Raw genomic sequence first — 15,310 nt, forward strand, 5'->3', positions numbered from 1 at the left:
CGCATCGGGAATTACACCTTTCGGGTGATATAGCCCTTCATAACCTCAGGTTATTTTACGCACCATCTCTACATCCCCGCATTGAGGTGAGCCGATGGCGCTGTCGCGACGTGAACTCTTTACCGGGCAGCGCGTCATGCCTGCCGGCGGTATCGCGTTGCCGTGGTGGCGGGGAGAGAGCGGCTGTGACGGCTGTGGACGCTGCGTAGAAGCCTGCGAGAGCGGCATTATCCGCATCGCCGCTGGCGAAGCGCCGCAGCTCGACTTTCTGCAGGGGGAATGCACCTTTTGCGCTGCCTGTGCCGACGTCTGCCCGCAGCCGCTGTTTCAGCCGCGCGACACTGAACCTTTTAGCCGGCGCATCCGCATCGACAGCCGCTGTATCGCTTTTCTCGGCGTTAACTGTCGCAGCTGCCAGGAGAGTTGTGAGCAGCAGGCGATCCGTTTTCGCCTGATGCCCAACGGCATCGGCCAGCCGGAAATCCTTCCGCAACACTGCACCGGCTGTGGCGCCTGTATCGCGCCGTGTCCGGTCTCAGCCACAGGACTGCATCATGACGAATAACGACAGCTGGCACGTATGTGGCCTGGTGATTCAGGCACGTCCGACCGCGATCGCGGCGGTGCGGCAGGCGCTACTGAACTTTGCCGATAGCGACATTGCGGCGGAAGATGCCGCACGCGGCACGCTGGCGCTAACGCTGGGCGCGGCCGACGGCGCCACGCTGCTGAGCAACATTGAAGCCACCCGCAACATCCCGGATGTGCTGGCGGTATCGCTGGTTTATCACCAGCAAGACGAAATTGAAGAACCCTGTAAGGAAGCATCATGAACCTGAGTCGTCGTGATTTTATGAAGGCCAATGCGGCGGCTGCTGCTGCAACGGCTGCTGGTCTCACCATTCCGAACGTGACCAAAGCGGCCACCAGCCTGGCTGAGCCGATTCGCTGGGAAAAAGCGCCGTGCCGGTTTTGCGGCACCGGCTGTGGCGTGCTGGTCGGCACGCAGAATGGCCGCGTGGTCGCCTCGCAGGGCGATCCGCAGGCAGAGGTTAATCGCGGTCTGAACTGCATAAAAGGCTACTTCCTGCCGAAGATCATGTACGGCAAAGATCGTCTGACCCAGCCGCTGCTGCGCATGACCGACGGCAAATTTGATAAGAACGGCGAGTTTACCCCGGTAAGCTGGGATCAGGCGTTCGACATCATGGAAGCGAAGTTTAAGGCGGCGCTGAAAGCCAACGGCCCGGAATCGGTCGGCATGTTTGGCTCCGGCCAGTGGACCGTATGGGAAGGTTACGCTGCATCAAAGCTGATGAAAGCCGGCTTCCGCACCAACAACCTCGATCCGAACGCGCGCCACTGCATGGCGTCTGCGGTGGTGGGCTTTATGCGCACCTTCGGCATGGACGAACCAATGGGCTGCTACGATGATATCGAGCAGGCCGATGCGTTTGTGCTGTGGGGATCGAACATGGCCGAGATGCACCCGATTCTCTGGTCACGCCTGACCGCGCGTCGTCTCAGCAATGACAACGTCAAAGTGGCGGTGCTGTCGACCTATCGCCACCGCAGCTTCGAGCTGGCCGATAATGCCATCGTCTTCACGCCGCAGAGCGATCTGGCGATCCTCAACTTCATCGCTAACTACATCATTCAGAACAACAAAGTCGATAAAACCTTCCTGCAGAATCACGTCACGCTGCGTAAAGGCGTGACGGATATCGGCTACGGTTTGCGCCCGACCAATCCGCTGCAGGCGGCGGCGAAAAATCCGGACAATGGCGAGTCGACGCCGATCAGCTTCGATGAATATGCGAAATTTGTCGCGGAATACACGGTGGAAAAAGCCAGCGCCATGAGCGGCGTAGAGCAGGATCAGCTGATCGCGCTGGCGGAGCTGTACGCCAATCCGAACGTGAAGGTGGTCTCTTACTGGACCATGGGCTTCAACCAGCATACGCGCGGCGTGTGGGCGAACAACCTGTGCTACAACATCCACCTGCTGACCGGCAAAATTTCCCGTCCGGGCACCGGACCGTTCTCGCTAACCGGCCAGCCATCGGCCTGTGGCACCGCGCGTGAAGTGGGCACGTTTGCGCACCGTCTGCCAGCCGACATGGTGGTGAACAATGACAAACACCGCGCTTTAGCTGAAAAACTGTGGAAGCTGCCACAGGGCACGGTGCCAGCCAAAGTCGGTCTTCACGCCGTGGCGCAGGATCGCGCGCTGAAAGACGGCAAGCTGAATGCCTACTGGGTGATGTGTAACAACAACATGCAGGCCGGGCCGAACCTGACGCAGGAACGCATGCCGGGCTGGCGCGATGCGCGCAACTTTGTGGTGGTATCCGACCCGTATCCGACCGTCAGCGCCCTGTCTGCCGACCTGATTCTGCCGACGGCGATGTGGGTAGAGAAAGAGGGCGCCTACGGCAACGCCGAGCGCCGTACCCAGTTCTGGCATCAGCAGGTGAAAGCGCCGGGCGAGGCGAAATCGGATCTGTGGCAGCTGGTGACCTTTGCCAAACGCTTCCGCGTTGAGGACGTGTGGCCAGAGGCGCTGATTGCTCAGCAGCCTGAGCTGAAAGGCAAAACTCTCTACGACGTGCTGTATGCCAACGGCCAGGTGAATCAGTTTCCGTTGAGCGAAGTGGCCGACGACCGCCTTAACGATGAAGCGCGTGAGTTCGGCTTCTATATTCAGAAAGGCCTGTTCGAGGAGTATGCCAGCTTTGGCCGCGGCCACGGTCACGATCTCGCACCGTTCGATACCTATCACGAGGCGCGCGGTCTGCGCTGGCCGGTAGTGGACGGCAAAGAGACGCGCTGGCGCTATCGTGAAGGTTTCGACAGCTACGTGAAAGCCGGTGAGGGGGTACGTTTTTACGGTAAGCCGGACGGCAAAGCCACCATTTTTGCCCTGCCGTACGAGCCGCCAGCGGAAGCGCCGGATGCCGAATATGACCTGTGGTTCTGCACCGGTCGCGTGCTGGAGCACTGGCACACCGGCACCATGACGCGCCGCGTGCCGGAACTGCACCGCGCGGTGCCGCAGGCGCTGCTGTATATCCATCCGCTGGACGCCAAAGATCGCGGTTTCCGTCGCGGTGAGAAGGTGCGCGTGGTATCGCGTCGTGGCGAAACCCTCGCCACCGTGGAAACGCGCGGGCGTAATCAGCCGCCGCAGGGGCTGGTATTTATGCCGTTCTTTGATGCCGGCGTGCTGGCCAACAACATCACGCTGGACGCCACCGATCCGCTGTCGAAGCAGACCGATTACAAAAAATGCGCCGTTAAGCTGGTGAAAATCTGAGGCAGGATGCAATGAAACCTTTTATCACTCTTGTAACCGTTGCCGCCCTGATGCTGGGCGGCGTGGTGTACGCTAATAACGGCGTCGATCTCAATCAGTCACCGGAAGTGACGGCAACGCAGCAGGGCACCATTCATCAGCCCAAAGAGCAGAGCCGCAAGCCGCTGAACTATGTTAATCAGCCGCCGGTGATCCCGCACAGCGTGGAGGGCTACCAGGTGACGAAGAACGTGAACCGCTGCCTGCAGTGTCACGGCACCCAGAGCTATCTGACCACCGGCGCGCCGCGCGTCAGTCCGACGCACTTTACTGACCGCGACGGCGTGGTGAGCAGCACGGTATCGCCGCGTCGCTACTTCTGCCTGCAGTGTCACGTGCCGCAGACCGATGCCAAACCGGTGGTGGAAAACACCTTTAAGCCGGCTGACGGCTTTGGGCAGTGAGGTGGCGATGAAACAGAAACTTATACGTATCTGGCGCTGGTGGCGACGCCCCAGCCGTCTGGCGCTCGGCACGCTGCTGATTCTTGGCTTTGCTGGCGGCATCATTTTCTGGGGCGGTTTTAACACCGCGATGGAGATGACCAACCGCGAGCAGTTCTGTATTGGCTGTCACGAAATGCGCAACAACGTCTATCAGGAATATATGCAGACGGTGCATTACAACAACCGCAGCGGCGTGCGCGCCACCTGCCCGGATTGTCACGTGCCGCACGAGTGGGGGCCGAAGATGATTCGTAAGATCCAGGCGAGTAAAGAGGTGTACGCCAAGATCTTTGGCCTGATTGATACGCCGCAGAAGTTTGAAGAGACGCGTATCGAGCTGGCGCAGAACGAGTGGCGCCGGATGAAGAACAACAATTCGCAGGAGTGTCGTAACTGCCACAACTTCGATTATATGGACTTCACCGCGCAGAAAACGGTCGCCGCCAAAATGCACAGCAAAGCGGTGCAGGACGGACAGACCTGTATCGACTGCCACAAAGGCATTGCCCACCATCTACCGGATATGAAAGACCAGCCAAACGGTTTTTGATCGCGACCCTGGCCGCGCCTGCCGGTGCGGTATCAGGGTTTTCGTGCCGACCGGTTGAGGCAGCCGCAAACCACACAACATCGTAGCGGCGCGATTTATCGCGCTAAGTTAATCACTGCACAGCTGTCCGGATGCGCAATGAATAGCGCCGCTACGATTCGTGCGGCATTTTATTTCTTCACCATCATCCTGCGCACACTGTAGCGGCGCGATTTATCGCGCTAAGTTAACCACTGCACAGCTGCCCTGATGCGCAATAAATTGCGCCGCTACGATTCGTGCGGCATTTTATTTCTGCACCATCATCCTGCACACATTGTAGCGGCGCGATTTATCGCGCTAAGTTAATCACTGCACAGCTGCCCGGATGCGCAATAAATTGCGCCGCTACGATTCGTGCGGCTTTTTATTTCTGCACCATCATCCTGCACACATCGTAGCGGCATTTTATTTCTGCACCCTCATCCTGCACACATTGTAGCGGCGCGATTTATCGCGCTAAGTTAATCACTGCACAGCTGCCCGGATGCGCGATAAATTGCGCCGCTACGACACGTGCCATGAGCGTTGAAAAGGCGTAATGCTTAACTGACAGCCTCACGCCATCGCGGGCAATCTGCTCCACAATTCAGATAGTTTTCCCTGCGGCTTCGGCCTATTATCTCAGGCTCCCTCAGCTACGCAGTGGAGCGGCTATGTCGTTAAAGATCAACATCATCAAAGATAAGTTGCTGTCTGATAATTATTTCATTCTGCGCAACTACACCTACGAACTCACCCGCAGCAACGGCGACGTGGTACGTCACAAACGTGAAGTCTACGATCGCGGCAACGGCGCCACCATCCTGCTCTACAACCGTGAAAAAAACAGCGTGGTGCTGATTCGTCAGTTCCGCATCGCGACCTATGTTAATGACAACGCCAGCGGTGAGCTGATTGAAACCTGCGCCGGACTGCTGGATAACGACACGCCGGAAGATTGCATCCGTAAAGAAGCGGTGGAAGAGACCGGCTATCAGGTTGGTAAGGTCGAAAAGCTGTTTGAGGCCTATATGTCACCAGGCGGCGTGACCGAATTGCTGCACTTTTTCGCCGCTGAATACAGCGACGCGCAGCGCGCTAACGACGGCGGTGGCGTGGAAGATGAAGAGATCACCGTACTCGAGCTGCCGTTTCCTCAGGCGCTGGCGATGGTGAAAGAGGGGCGCATTCGCGACGGCAAAACCATTATGTTACTGCACTATGCGCAGCTGATGGGCTGGTTGCAGGCATAACCGCGGCGGTGATTCGCAGGGCCGGCATGAATGCCGGCCCTGCCGATGCCGGGGCGCAATGCATTGCGCCACTATGCCATGTGCGTTGTTTCCGGGGCATTTAACGGCGTCACTTCACACTCCGGATGGGCCTGGATGCGCGCCAGCGCTTCGGCGTAGGAGGGCATGGAATTGGCCGCGCCGGAACGCTCGACGCACAGCGAGGCAAACGCCGCTGCAAACAGCGCCGCCTGCGGTAACGCATCGCCGGACGCCAGGCGCGCCGCCAGCGCACCGTTGAAGGCATCGCCGGCACCGGTGGTGTCGAGCGGCTGGGCAGGAAACAGCGGAATACGCAGCTGCTGCTCCGCGCTGGAAAGCAGGGCGCCCGCGGTGCCAAGCGTAATAATCACCTGACGCGCGCCCTTACGGTGCAGCACTTCGGCGGCGCGCTGCGCGCTGGCAAAATCGGTCACTTTTATCCCGCTCAACTGCATCGCTTCGGTGCTGTTGGGCGTTAACAGATCCACCTTAGCCAGCAGCGCATCGCTGACTTTCTGCCACGGTGCCGGATTCAGAATGACAAACGTGCCGCCGGCACGCGCGTTGTCGATCATGCGCTGAATGGCGCTGAGGTTGTTCTCCAGCTGCACCAGCAGAATATCGGCGGCAGCCACGGTGGGCTGACAGCGCGCCACTTCGGCCGCGGTCACGGTGGTATTTGCGCCGGGATAGACCGATATCATGTTCTCGGCATCATCGCCCGCCACGTAAATCAGCGCGTTGCCGGTGGGTTTCTCTTTACAGGTGAACAGCGTAATGGCATCGAAACCGGTCTTCTCCAGATGGCGGCGGGCAAAGGTGCCAAAATCGTCATTACCTACCTTACCGATATAGTGCACGCGCGCCCCGGCGCGCAGCGCGGCGGTGGCCTGGTTGGCCCCTTTGCCGCCGGGCCCCATCATGCTGTTGTGCGCCGTGAGCGATTCGCCCGGCAGGGGGAAACGGTTCATCACCGCGACCACGTCGAGGTTGAACGAGCCAAACACACACACTTTTCCTTTCATTGCGCGCTCCTGAACAGCCGTTCTGCGGCGAGGCAGGCGCCGCGACAGCCGGTGTGATCGGTGGATTGACTGAAGATGATTTTCAAACCATCCCGCGTGGCCGGCGGCCGTAAATGCTGCTGGATCTGACTGCGCAGCTGCGCCAGCGGGAAATCTGCCATCGCCAGCACGCCGCCGCCCAGAATCAGGTACTCCGGATCGAGAATGTTCATCTCGGTGGCGATCAGCTGTGCCAGCCGCTGCACAAACGCCTGCAGCGCCGGGTCAGAACCGTGATGGGTAAACAGCGCCGACATCGGCGTTTGCGCCGCATTGGCCTGCGCCCAGTGGCTCAACCAGTGGCCGGAGGTCACGGTTTCCGCGCAGCCGTGGTTGCCGCACGGGCAGGGCAGCGCGTTACCGGCCACCGGCACGTGGCCGAGTTCACCAGCTCCGCCATGCTGACCATGGTAGAAGCGGCCGTTGATCCACAGGCTGTTGCCCATGCCGGTGCCAGGATACAGACCTACCGCATTTTCCGGCAGCTGCTCCAGCTGCATTAAATCCCACAGCATCAGATGGTTAACGTCTTTATCCATCGCCACCGGCACGCCCAGTCGTTCACTCAGCAGCGCCGCTACCGGCTGATGATCGAGCGCCTGAATGAACGGCAGGGAAATCACCTGCTGGCGATCGCGGCTGAGAATGCCCGGCAGGCCGAGCATTACACCGCTGACTGGCTGCTGCTCCAGCGTTTCCGCAATCAGCTGCCCGAGTGCGGCCAGCGCATCGGGCTGTTGCGCCCAGCTGGCGGTGGGCACTTTACGAAAGCTGCTCCAGATGCGGCCTGACTCCATCAACTGCAGACGAGTGCCGGTGCCGCCAATGTCGATACCGAGCCAGCGTGTTGTCATGCCGACACCTGCGCCAGGCCCTGCGCTTCATCAATGCTCTCACGCATCATGTTCCACGCGGTGGCGAGGTCTTCGTGAATGTTAAACAGGCCGGAGGTGCCTACAATCAGCACTTCGGCACCGGCACCGACCAGCGTGTTGTAGGTGCGCGTATTACAGGAACCGTCAATCTCAATCAGGTAGCGGTGGCCGTGCGCCTGCTTCAGCGCCTTCAGCTCCTGCACCTTCTGCACCATCTCCGGAATAAACGGCTGACCGGCATAGCCCGGGTCCACCGTCATCACGGTGATTTTATCCAGCAGATGAATGTAATGATGGATAAAGGAGACCGGCGTGGCCGGGTTGAGCACCACGCCCACTTTTTTGCCGTAGCTGCGAATCAGGTTAATCACGCGGAACGCATCACGGTTGATGGTTTCAGCGTGCGGGCAGATGTAATCGGCGCCGGCGTTGGCCACCGCTTCAATAAAGTCGGTCGGCTCTTCCACCATCAGATGCACATCGATCGCCACCTGGGTATGCGGGCGGATCTGCTCAATAAAGAACGGCGACAGGGTGATGTTTTTAACGTAGTGACCGTCCATGATGTCGATGTGCAGGAAGTCAGCGCGGGAGTCCAGCACGGCCAGCTGGTGCTTGATCTCCATCAGATTCATACACATCAACGACGGGGAGACTTGAATACGCATCATACTTCCTTTTTTTCGGTCAGAGGATTAAGCGCCGCGGCCAGCTTGCTGAGCCTGACGGCACGGTGATCGTTAAAGCGTGCTTTGAGTTGTTTGAAGGCCAGCACCACCACCAGCACGGCACCCCACATCGCCAGGCTGACGTGCTGGCTGATGTTCATCAGGTTGAAGCCGGTGGAGAGCACCTGCAGCGCAATCAGCGCCAGCACTACGCCGGTCACGCGGCCAAAACCGCCGTTGGGATCAGTGCCGCCGAGAATGATGGCCAGCACGGTCAGCAGCAGGTAGGCATCGCCGTAACCCATGCGCGCCGAGTTAAAGCGCGCCATCATGATCAGGCCGGCCAGCACGCACAGCAGGCTGGAGATGACGTACACCAGCATCACCATACGGTGGGTATTGATGCCGCTGAACCAGGTGGCGTTGATGTTGCTGCCGCCCATGTAGATGCATTTGCCGGCGCGGGTTTTGCCGAGGAATAGCGCCAGCAGCGCGGCGGCAACCAGGAATACCCACAGCGGCAGCGGCATGCCCAGCAGCGTGTCTGAGCCGAGCGACTGCACCACCGGCGGCATACCGCTCACCGCCGCACCTTTGGTCAGCCAGATGCCGATGCCGTTGAGCGTCATCATGGTGGCCAGCGTCACCAGAATCGGGTGTGCGCCGATGCGCGTTACCATCACGCCGGTGATTACGCCAATCACGGCGGCAATCACCATCGCGCCGGCGATAGCGATAAACAGCCACAGCAGCTGCTGACCGGTACCGGCATCAGCGGGCAGGGCGCTCATCAGGGTCCAGGCGATGAACAGCGCCGTCAGGTTAGCGGTGGCGATGATGGCGAGGTTCAGGCCGCCGCTGAGGATGGCGATAAACATCGCCAGCGTTAACAGGCCGAGCTCCGGCAGCTGAAACGCCATACTCATAAAGGTCGAGTCGGTGAGAAAGCGGCCTGGCAGCATGACGCTGAAGGTGGCCAGCGCCAGCGCAATCAACAGCATCAGGCCGATGTTGGTGCCGTCCGGCCGCAGCGCAGAGAGAGATTTCATGGTGATGGCTCCTCCCGTCAGACGAAACTGACGTCGGTTTCTTTACGTTTTTTGTAGTGGGTGACGGCAATCGCCACCATAATCGTGCCGCCGACCACAATGTTCATGAAGTAGTTGGAGACGCCGATCAGATTGAGGCCGTTTTTCAGGATGGCGATCAGGAATACGCCCATCAGCGTGCCGCTGACCGTGCCTTTGCCGCCCATCAGGCTGGCACCGCCCAGCACCGTCGCAGCCAGCACATCCAGCTCACCGCCGACCAGCGCGTTCGGCACTACTTCACCCATGCGGTACACCTGCACCAGCCCGCCAATCGCCGCCATCGCTCCGAGCCAGCCGTAGGCAAACACGTAAATCAATCCCACACGGATGCCAATACGCCGCGCCGATTCCGCATCGCCGCCCACCGCATACAGCTGACGGCCCAGATTGGTTTTGTTGAGCAGCAGCGCGGTGAGGGCGGCAATCACCAGCATGATCGCCAGCGGTAAGCCAATCTGAAAACTGTTGCCCTGTACGCTAAACGGCAGCACGCTGCGCAGGGTGATCCACCAGTCCGGCAGCGAGTAGAGGCTTTTGCCGCCGGTAACCCACATCAGCAGACCAAACAGCAGCGACTGCATACTGATGGTGATGATGATCGACACCACGCGCAGCGAGGTGATCAGCAGGGCGTTGATCACGCCAAACAGCGTGCCGCAGACGATAGCCAGCAGAATGCTGAGCAGCGCGTTATCAAACTGGAACTGCACAAACAGCGAGGCGATCAGGTATTGCACCACCGACGCCACGGCGGCGAAGGAGATATCGATACCGCCGGTCACCAGCACTACAAACAGGCCGAGGGCGAAAATGCCGGTAACGGCATAGCTTTCCGCCAGATCCAGCAGGTTCTGCACCGTCAGAAACTGATCGCTGGCCAGCGAGAAGAACACCATGAAAGCCAGCAGCACCCAGGCGAGCCAGCCCTGGCTGGAGTGCGGACGTAAACGAGAGAAATCAGGCATTAATCACCTCCGCCAGCTGTTCCTGCGCCACGGTATCGGGTTGGTATTCGGCATGGATGGTGCCGTCGCGGAAGTGCAGAATGCGGTCGCAGTTGTACCAGACCTCCGGCACTTCGTCGGAAATCAGGATGATCGACAGTCCCTCTTTCGCCAGCTCGTGGATCAGCTGATAGATGCTGGCCTTGGCGCCGACATCCACGCCGACGGTCGGCGAGTCGAGGATCAGAATGCGCGGCTGGGTCAGCACCCATTTCGCCAGCACGATTTTTTGCTGGTTGCCGCCGGACAGGGTGGAGATCGCCAGGTTAGGATCGGCCACGCGCACGCCGAGCTGCTGAATCCACTGCAGGATCAGCTTGTTCTTGCGGTATTCGTCGATCAGATGGAAACGGTTTTGCAGCTTATCGAGGATCGGCAGCACCATGTTGTCGGCCACCGACTGCTGCTGCACCAGGCCGAGCGTCAGGCGATCTTCCGAAACGTAGCCGATGCCGGCTTTGATGGCGTCTTCGTGCCCGCGAAAACGCACCGGCTTGCTGTCGAGCCAGATTTTGCCGCTGTCCGGTTTGGTCATGCCAAACAGCGACAGCGCCAGTTCGGTGCGGCCGGAGCCGAGCAGGCCGCACAGGCCCAGCACTTCACCGGCGTAGAGTTTGAAATTGACGTCATGATACTGACCGGCGCGCGTCAGCTTCTCCACCTCGAGAATCGCCCGATCGGCGTTGCGCGTTGGCGCTTTTAACTGGTAGTCGAGCTTCAGGCCGGTCATCAGTTCGGTCAGGTGATGCGGCGTCATCTCTCTGGCTGGCCAGCAGCCCATCTTGCGGCCGTCGCGGATCACCGTCACGCGATCCGAAATCTCCAGCACTTCATCCAGCCGGTGACTGACAAACACCACGCAGATGTTTTTGTCTTTCAGATAGCGCACGGTGCGCAGCAGCTGATTGACCTCGGTACGCGTCAGCGACGCGGTGGGTTCGTCCATGATCACCAGTCGTGCATCGGCCACCAGCGCGCGGCAAATCGCCACCTGCTGGCGCTGGGCAATCGACAGCGCGGCGACTTTCTCGTTCAGATCAAGGTCAAACTTCAGCTCATCAATAATGCCGCGCGCGGTGTCGCGCAGCCGGGCCTGACGGTGCCAGCCGAGCAACCCGTTGAGGTTATGCTCAAAGGCGATGTTCTCCGCCACGCTCAAATTGGGGAACAGCGACAGATCCTGGTAAATCACCTGGATACCGAAGTCGCGCGCCTGACGGGTGGTCAGACGCGGGAAACTCTGGCCGTCGCCGAGGGTAATGCGGCTGCCACTGTCCGGGGCGTGCACCCCGGAAATGACTTTAATTAAGGTGCTCTTGCCACAGCCGTTGGTGCCAGCGAGACAGTGCACTTCGCCGGCCAGCAGGGTCAGCGAGATATCGCTCAGTGCGCGGTTGCCACCAAATGTTTTCGACAGGTTGTCGAGCGCAATCAGCGTCTGTGGAGTGACCTCTTGCATGTTACAGCCCCATTTTCACCAGTTTTGGCAGGTTCTCTTTATCGAGACTTTCGGTGTTGTTACCGAGAATGGTGTGCGTCGCCTCGTCCACCTTCACTTTGCCCAGCCCTTCAATGGTCATGCCGTCGGTGATCGGCTCTTTTTTCTCCATCATGTCGGCGATACGCACAAATACTTCACCGGCGGTCTGCGGATTCCAGATATAGCCGCCCTTGATAGCACCGCGCTGTACCAGCGACGCACCCTGGCCCGGGCTGAAGGCACCGATGACGCACACCTGATCGATCTTGTTGCGGTTCATGACCGCGCGGCCGGCGCCAATCGCTCCCTGAGAACCAAAGGCCATAATGCCTTTCAGATCCGGGTATTTAGACATCAGCTCGTTGGTGGTGCGGATGGAGTCATCCAGCGATTCGCCGACGCCGAACTTGTCGGTCACCAGCTGCATCTTCGGATAGTGCTGTTTCTGGTAGTTGAGCGCGGCGTCGGTCCACTCCTGATGCAGTGGCACCGTCAGGCTGCCGACATACATGGCGTATTTGCCTTCTTCATGCATGCATTTCGCCAGTGCTTTCATATGGTTGATGCCGTGGGTCGGCGCATCGACCAGCTCGAAATCCCAGTTGGCGTCTTTCTGGCCGGGCGATTCGTGAGTAATCACCATGATCCCGGCTTCACGCGCGCGCTTCAGCACTGGCTCAAGCACTTTCGGGTCGTTTGGCACGACGCCGATGATATCGACCTTCTGCGCAATCAAATCTTCAATCGCGCGCACCTGCAGCGCCGGGTCAGCGGCGGTTGGCCCGACCATCCACGCGTCGATGCCGCGTTTTGCCGCTTCACTTTTGATGCCCGCTTCCATGGCGTTGAACCACGGAATACCGCCAATTTTTACCACGATGCCCATGCGGATTTTGTCAGCGGCCTGCGCGCCAGCGGCGGCAAACAGGGCAAGCAGAGAACAGGCGATAAGATGTTTTTTCATAAAGACTCCGGATTAATTTTTTATTAGCTGCATCGAATGGCTGCGTTGCGAGCAATCAATAATATTGACGCCGTTCCACGCCAGTTCTTGTTCCAGCTCTTTGTCTTTTAATTGGTCAGTGATGAGAAAATCCACATCGCGGTAATGACAAATACGCGCGAATGAGGGGCGCAGAAATTTACTGCCGTCCAGCAGCAGATGTTTTCTTTCTGCCGCTAACAACATTTGCTGTTTTAAATGTGCGTTGTTTTCGTTACCTTCGCGTAAATAACCGTCATTGCCCAAACTGCTGCAGGAAAAAAAGATCTTATTGATCTGAAATTCCCGTAGCGGCTGCTCTGCGACGACGCCGTGGAAATCTTCATAACGGTCAGAATATTCTCCACCCAGGCAGATGGTGCGGATACTGCCGCGCGCTGCAAGGGTCTGGACGATTCTGATAGAATTGGTTAACACCGTTAATTCAATATCCGGTAGCTGTCGTGCCAGATACCAGCAGGTGGTACTACTGTCGAGTAATAAACAATCACCGGGGCTGATAAAATCGAGTGCCCGTTTGGCTATCGCCATCTTGGCTTCGACGTTTTCATTCATGCGCTGGCGAAAAGATAATTCATACTCGTTAATACCGCGTGTATTTCCCTGAATGTTGGCGGCCTGTCGTTTGGCTGGTACTGCACCACCGTGACTGCGCTGTAATACGCCACGTTTCTCCAGCTGCGTTAAATCACGGCGAATGGTTTCCTGCGAAACCTGACACAGCGTGACTAATTCAGCGACAATGACCCGACCATTTAAATTAAGCTCGTCAATAATTCGCTGCTGTCTTTCAATCGGCAACATGACTTCCCTCCGATGGCTATAAATTAATGGATGCCGGAATGTGAAAATGTGGGCTGGGCACGAGTCCGCAGCGACCAACTGGCCCGGCGACATTAAGGTGATTTTCATTGAGTTTTTTATGTAAATGAGATCTCTTTATTTCAAATTTGAGTGATCGCATTCACATAAATGCGCGTTATTACGCGAGGGAATGAGAGAGGCCGTGCACAGCGTTAACGCTCTGCCAGCACCATAGCATGACCGCTTATGACCGTTTGTGTGTATTTGACCGTTTTGTGAAGGGGGTAAAAATTGTCCGACGAATCCGATTGAGCAGAAATCAGCCGCACCGGATGATGGAGCTGTTGCGCTATTCCACACAGATCGCCTATAAGGCGACGGCTTTTTCAGCAGTTAACTTCGCTTTTCAGGCCACTTCACAGTTTCGGCCTGATGACCGCGCATGCATTGCGCTATCATTTTCTTTCCAGGAATCGGGGATCGTTTTTTTTCATGTCGTATTGGATGAAGTCGCTGCTTTTATTGCCCTTTCTGCTGATTGCCAGCGTACAGGCCGAGCCGCTGCAAAAGTCGTTTTCCGACTGGCAGATCACCTGCAACAATGCGGCGTTCTGCGTGGCACGCAGTTTTCCTGGCGATAATGGCCTGGTGATGACGATTTCGCGTCACGCCGGGGTCAACGATCGGCCGCTGCTGCGCATTGATTACGGCAGCGCCTACAGCGGTGCATTGCCGGGCGCGGCGCTAAAAGACAACCTGCTGCTCGACCAGCGCCGCCTCAATCCGGACCTCAAACACTGGACGGTGGAGCCGCATCATCTGGCCACCAGCAACGCCATCGCCATCGACGAATTTCTCGCCCAGACGCTGGATGCCAGCAATTTACAGCTCACCTATAAAGCCAGCGCCAGTATTCCGCTGCGCGGTATGAAAGCGGCGCTGCTGCTGATGGATGACGTACAGGGGCGGGTTAACGGGGCCAGCGCCTGGGTAAAGCGCGGTGATCGCGTGCAGTGGGATGTGCCACCGCCGCCCTCAATTCCACAGCTGCCGGCACCAATGCCCGCACCCGCGCCGCTGACGCAGCAGGAAACCACCGGCCTGATCGATTACGGAACCTGGCGCGTCAATACCGATAACTGCTCGCTCGATCCGCTGCGGCGGGAAGTCAGCGTTGCGCCACTCACCGACAGCAAAGCGCTGCTGCTGATAAGCTGCGAAACCGGTGCCTACAACGTGATCGATCTGGCGTTTGAAGTCACGCGCAGCCAGCCGTATGTATCGCGCGGCATCACGCTCAACCTGCCGTTTACCCCGCCGTCGCGCACTGATAATCAGCTGGAGCTGGTGAACGCCGAGTTCGATGCCAGTAATGGCCAGCTGTATACCTTCAGCAAAGGGCGCGGTTTAGGCGACTGCGGTGTGGCCACACGCTGGCAGTTTGATGGTAATGCTTTCGTGCTGGCGGAGTATGCGGAGGAGAAGACCTGCGACGCCTGGCATAGTAGTGATGACTGGCCCACCCTCTGGGTCACTCAGTAATCCCCGTCATCCTTCGCACTGCAGGGGCGTTGGCTGCGGCTGTTCACCCCGGTCACTTACCTGAGTAAGCTCCCGGGGATGCCCATCCTTGCCGCCTTCCTGCAGCACGAATGATTTAGGGGAGGGTTCGCAG

16 protein-coding genes are annotated in these 15,310 nt (G+C 58.5%); 8 read left to right on the forward strand and 8 right to left on the reverse strand.

Annotated elements, in window-relative coordinates; all coding sequences use genetic code 11:
- Positions 1 to 94 precede the first annotated feature (94 nt).
- The 6 genes from napF (at position 95) to nudK (ending at position 5,625) form a co-directional block, all read left to right on the forward strand.
- Positions 95 to 565: a ferredoxin-type protein NapF gene (gene napF, locus K7H94_RS05400; protein WP_058775675.1), complete on the forward strand. Its 471-nt coding sequence runs from the start codon at positions 95 to 97 to the stop codon at positions 563 to 565.
- Positions 555 to 833: a chaperone NapD gene (locus K7H94_RS05405; protein ID WP_222951756.1), complete on the forward strand. Its 279-nt coding sequence runs from the start codon at positions 555 to 557 to the stop codon at positions 831 to 833. The genes napF and K7H94_RS05405 overlap by 11 nt, the downstream gene beginning before the upstream one ends.
- Positions 830 to 3,316 (forward strand): nitrate reductase catalytic subunit NapA, encoded by a 2,487-nt coding sequence (gene napA, locus K7H94_RS05410; RefSeq protein ID WP_222951757.1) that lies wholly within the window; start codon positions 830 to 832, stop codon positions 3,314 to 3,316. Before K7H94_RS05405 ends, napA begins: the two co-directional genes overlap by 4 nt.
- An 11-nt stretch (positions 3,317 to 3,327) precedes the next feature.
- On the forward strand, positions 3,328 to 3,759 hold the full coding sequence (gene napB, locus K7H94_RS05415; RefSeq protein WP_058758336.1) for a nitrate reductase cytochrome c-type subunit: 432 nt from the start codon (positions 3,328 to 3,330) through the stop codon (positions 3,757 to 3,759).
- Positions 3,760 to 3,766: 7 nt separating this feature from the next.
- Positions 3,767 to 4,351 carry a cytochrome c-type protein NapC gene (gene napC / locus K7H94_RS05420; RefSeq protein ID WP_031279803.1) on the forward strand — a complete coding sequence of 195 codons (585 nt, stop codon included), beginning with the start codon at positions 3,767 to 3,769 and terminating at the stop codon, positions 4,349 to 4,351.
- Positions 4,352 to 5,046: 695 nt separating this feature from the next.
- Positions 5,047 to 5,625: a GDP-mannose pyrophosphatase NudK gene (gene nudK / locus K7H94_RS05425; protein WP_021508055.1), complete on the forward strand. Its 579-nt coding sequence runs from the start codon at positions 5,047 to 5,049 to the stop codon at positions 5,623 to 5,625.
- A gap of 71 nt (positions 5,626 to 5,696) precedes the next feature.
- Here the strand turns inward: nudK and rbsK are convergent, their stop codons facing one another.
- Genes rbsK through K7H94_RS05465 form a run of 8 tightly spaced genes read right to left on the reverse strand, consistent with a single transcriptional unit; the run spans position 5,697 to position 13,635 of the window.
- Positions 5,697 to 6,671 carry a ribokinase gene (gene rbsK, locus K7H94_RS05430; protein ID WP_222951758.1) on the reverse strand — a complete coding sequence of 325 codons (975 nt, stop codon included), beginning with the start codon at positions 6,669 to 6,671 and terminating at the stop codon, positions 5,697 to 5,699.
- Positions 6,668 to 7,564 (reverse strand): allose kinase, encoded by an 897-nt coding sequence (alsK, locus tag K7H94_RS05435; protein WP_132464807.1) that lies wholly within the window; start codon positions 7,562 to 7,564, stop codon positions 6,668 to 6,670. The genes rbsK and alsK overlap by 4 nt, the downstream gene beginning before the upstream one ends.
- The gene (alsE, locus tag K7H94_RS05440; RefSeq protein WP_031279804.1) at positions 7,561 to 8,253 is read right to left on the reverse strand and encodes a D-allulose 6-phosphate 3-epimerase; all 693 of its coding nucleotides are present in this window, start codon (positions 8,251 to 8,253) and stop codon (positions 7,561 to 7,563) included. Before alsE ends, alsK begins: the two co-directional genes overlap by 4 nt.
- The gene (locus tag K7H94_RS05445; protein WP_058758341.1) at positions 8,253 to 9,302 is read right to left on the reverse strand and encodes an ABC transporter permease; all 1,050 of its coding nucleotides are present in this window, start codon (positions 9,300 to 9,302) and stop codon (positions 8,253 to 8,255) included. Before K7H94_RS05445 ends, alsE begins: the two co-directional genes overlap by 1 nt.
- 17 nt (positions 9,303 to 9,319) lie before the next feature.
- On the reverse strand, positions 9,320 to 10,309 hold the full coding sequence (locus K7H94_RS05450) for an ABC transporter permease (RefSeq protein WP_222951759.1): 990 nt from the start codon (positions 10,307 to 10,309) through the stop codon (positions 9,320 to 9,322).
- Positions 10,302 to 11,807: a sugar ABC transporter ATP-binding protein gene (locus K7H94_RS05455; RefSeq protein ID WP_021508061.1), complete on the reverse strand. Its 1,506-nt coding sequence runs from the start codon at positions 11,805 to 11,807 to the stop codon at positions 10,302 to 10,304. Before K7H94_RS05455 ends, K7H94_RS05450 begins: the two co-directional genes overlap by 8 nt.
- Before the next feature lies 1 nt (position 11,808).
- The gene (locus K7H94_RS05460; protein WP_222951760.1) at positions 11,809 to 12,792 is read right to left on the reverse strand and encodes a substrate-binding domain-containing protein; all 984 of its coding nucleotides are present in this window, start codon (positions 12,790 to 12,792) and stop codon (positions 11,809 to 11,811) included.
- A gap of 12 nt (positions 12,793 to 12,804) precedes the next feature.
- Positions 12,805 to 13,635 carry a DeoR/GlpR family DNA-binding transcription regulator gene (locus K7H94_RS05465; protein ID WP_021508063.1) on the reverse strand — a complete coding sequence of 277 codons (831 nt, stop codon included), beginning with the start codon at positions 13,633 to 13,635 and terminating at the stop codon, positions 12,805 to 12,807.
- Positions 13,636 to 13,871: 236 nt separating this feature from the next.
- Between K7H94_RS05465 and K7H94_RS22970 the strand changes: the two genes are divergently transcribed.
- Together K7H94_RS22970 and K7H94_RS05470 are read left to right on the forward strand one after the other, a co-directional pair.
- Positions 13,872 to 14,276: a hypothetical protein gene (locus K7H94_RS22970; RefSeq protein WP_245001401.1), complete on the forward strand. Its 405-nt coding sequence runs from the start codon at positions 13,872 to 13,874 to the stop codon at positions 14,274 to 14,276.
- Entirely contained in the window at positions 14,251 to 15,177 is a 927-nt protein-coding gene (locus K7H94_RS05470; RefSeq protein ID WP_230857100.1) for a DUF1176 domain-containing protein, read from the forward strand. The genes K7H94_RS22970 and K7H94_RS05470 overlap by 26 nt, the downstream gene beginning before the upstream one ends.
- Positions 15,178 to 15,310 lie beyond the last annotated feature (133 nt).

The sequence above is a fragment of the Pantoea dispersa genome (genome assembly GCF_019890955.1).
GTDB lineage: Bacteria > Pseudomonadota > Gammaproteobacteria > Enterobacterales > Enterobacteriaceae > Pantoea > Pantoea dispersa.

What these genes read in the sequence shown, in the direction of transcription:
- napF (WP_058775675.1), top strand. Translation starts at nt 95, where the DNA reads ATGGCGCTGTCGCGACGTGAACTCTTTACCGGGCAGCGCGTCATGCCT.
- K7H94_RS05405 (WP_222951756.1), top strand. Translation starts at nt 555, where the DNA reads ATGACGAATAACGACAGCTGGCACGTATGTGGCCTGGTGATTCAGGCA.
- napA (WP_222951757.1), top strand. Translation starts at nt 830, where the DNA reads ATGAACCTGAGTCGTCGTGATTTTATGAAGGCCAATGCGGCGGCTGCT.
- napB (WP_058758336.1), top strand. Translation starts at nt 3,328, where the DNA reads ATGAAACCTTTTATCACTCTTGTAACCGTTGCCGCCCTGATGCTGGGC.
- napC (WP_031279803.1), top strand. Translation starts at nt 3,767, where the DNA reads ATGAAACAGAAACTTATACGTATCTGGCGCTGGTGGCGACGCCCCAGC.
- nudK (WP_021508055.1), top strand. Translation starts at nt 5,047, where the DNA reads ATGTCGTTAAAGATCAACATCATCAAAGATAAGTTGCTGTCTGATAAT.
- rbsK (WP_222951758.1), bottom strand. Translation starts at nt 6,671, where the DNA reads ATGAAAGGAAAAGTGTGTGTGTTTGGCTCGTTCAACCTCGACGTGGTC.
- alsK (WP_132464807.1), bottom strand. Translation starts at nt 7,564, where the DNA reads ATGACAACACGCTGGCTCGGTATCGACATTGGCGGCACCGGCACTCGT.
- alsE (WP_031279804.1), bottom strand. Translation starts at nt 8,253, where the DNA reads ATGCGTATTCAAGTCTCCCCGTCGTTGATGTGTATGAATCTGATGGAG.
- K7H94_RS05445 (WP_058758341.1), bottom strand. Translation starts at nt 9,302, where the DNA reads ATGAAATCTCTCTCTGCGCTGCGGCCGGACGGCACCAACATCGGCCTG.
- K7H94_RS05450 (WP_222951759.1), bottom strand. Translation starts at nt 10,309, where the DNA reads ATGCCTGATTTCTCTCGTTTACGTCCGCACTCCAGCCAGGGCTGGCTC.
- K7H94_RS05455 (WP_021508061.1), bottom strand. Translation starts at nt 11,807, where the DNA reads ATGCAAGAGGTCACTCCACAGACGCTGATTGCGCTCGACAACCTGTCG.
- K7H94_RS05460 (WP_222951760.1), bottom strand. Translation starts at nt 12,792, where the DNA reads ATGAAAAAACATCTTATCGCCTGTTCTCTGCTTGCCCTGTTTGCCGCC.
- K7H94_RS05465 (WP_021508063.1), bottom strand. Translation starts at nt 13,635, where the DNA reads ATGTTGCCGATTGAAAGACAGCAGCGAATTATTGACGAGCTTAATTTA.
- K7H94_RS22970 (WP_245001401.1), top strand. Translation starts at nt 13,872, where the DNA reads ATGACCGCTTATGACCGTTTGTGTGTATTTGACCGTTTTGTGAAGGGG.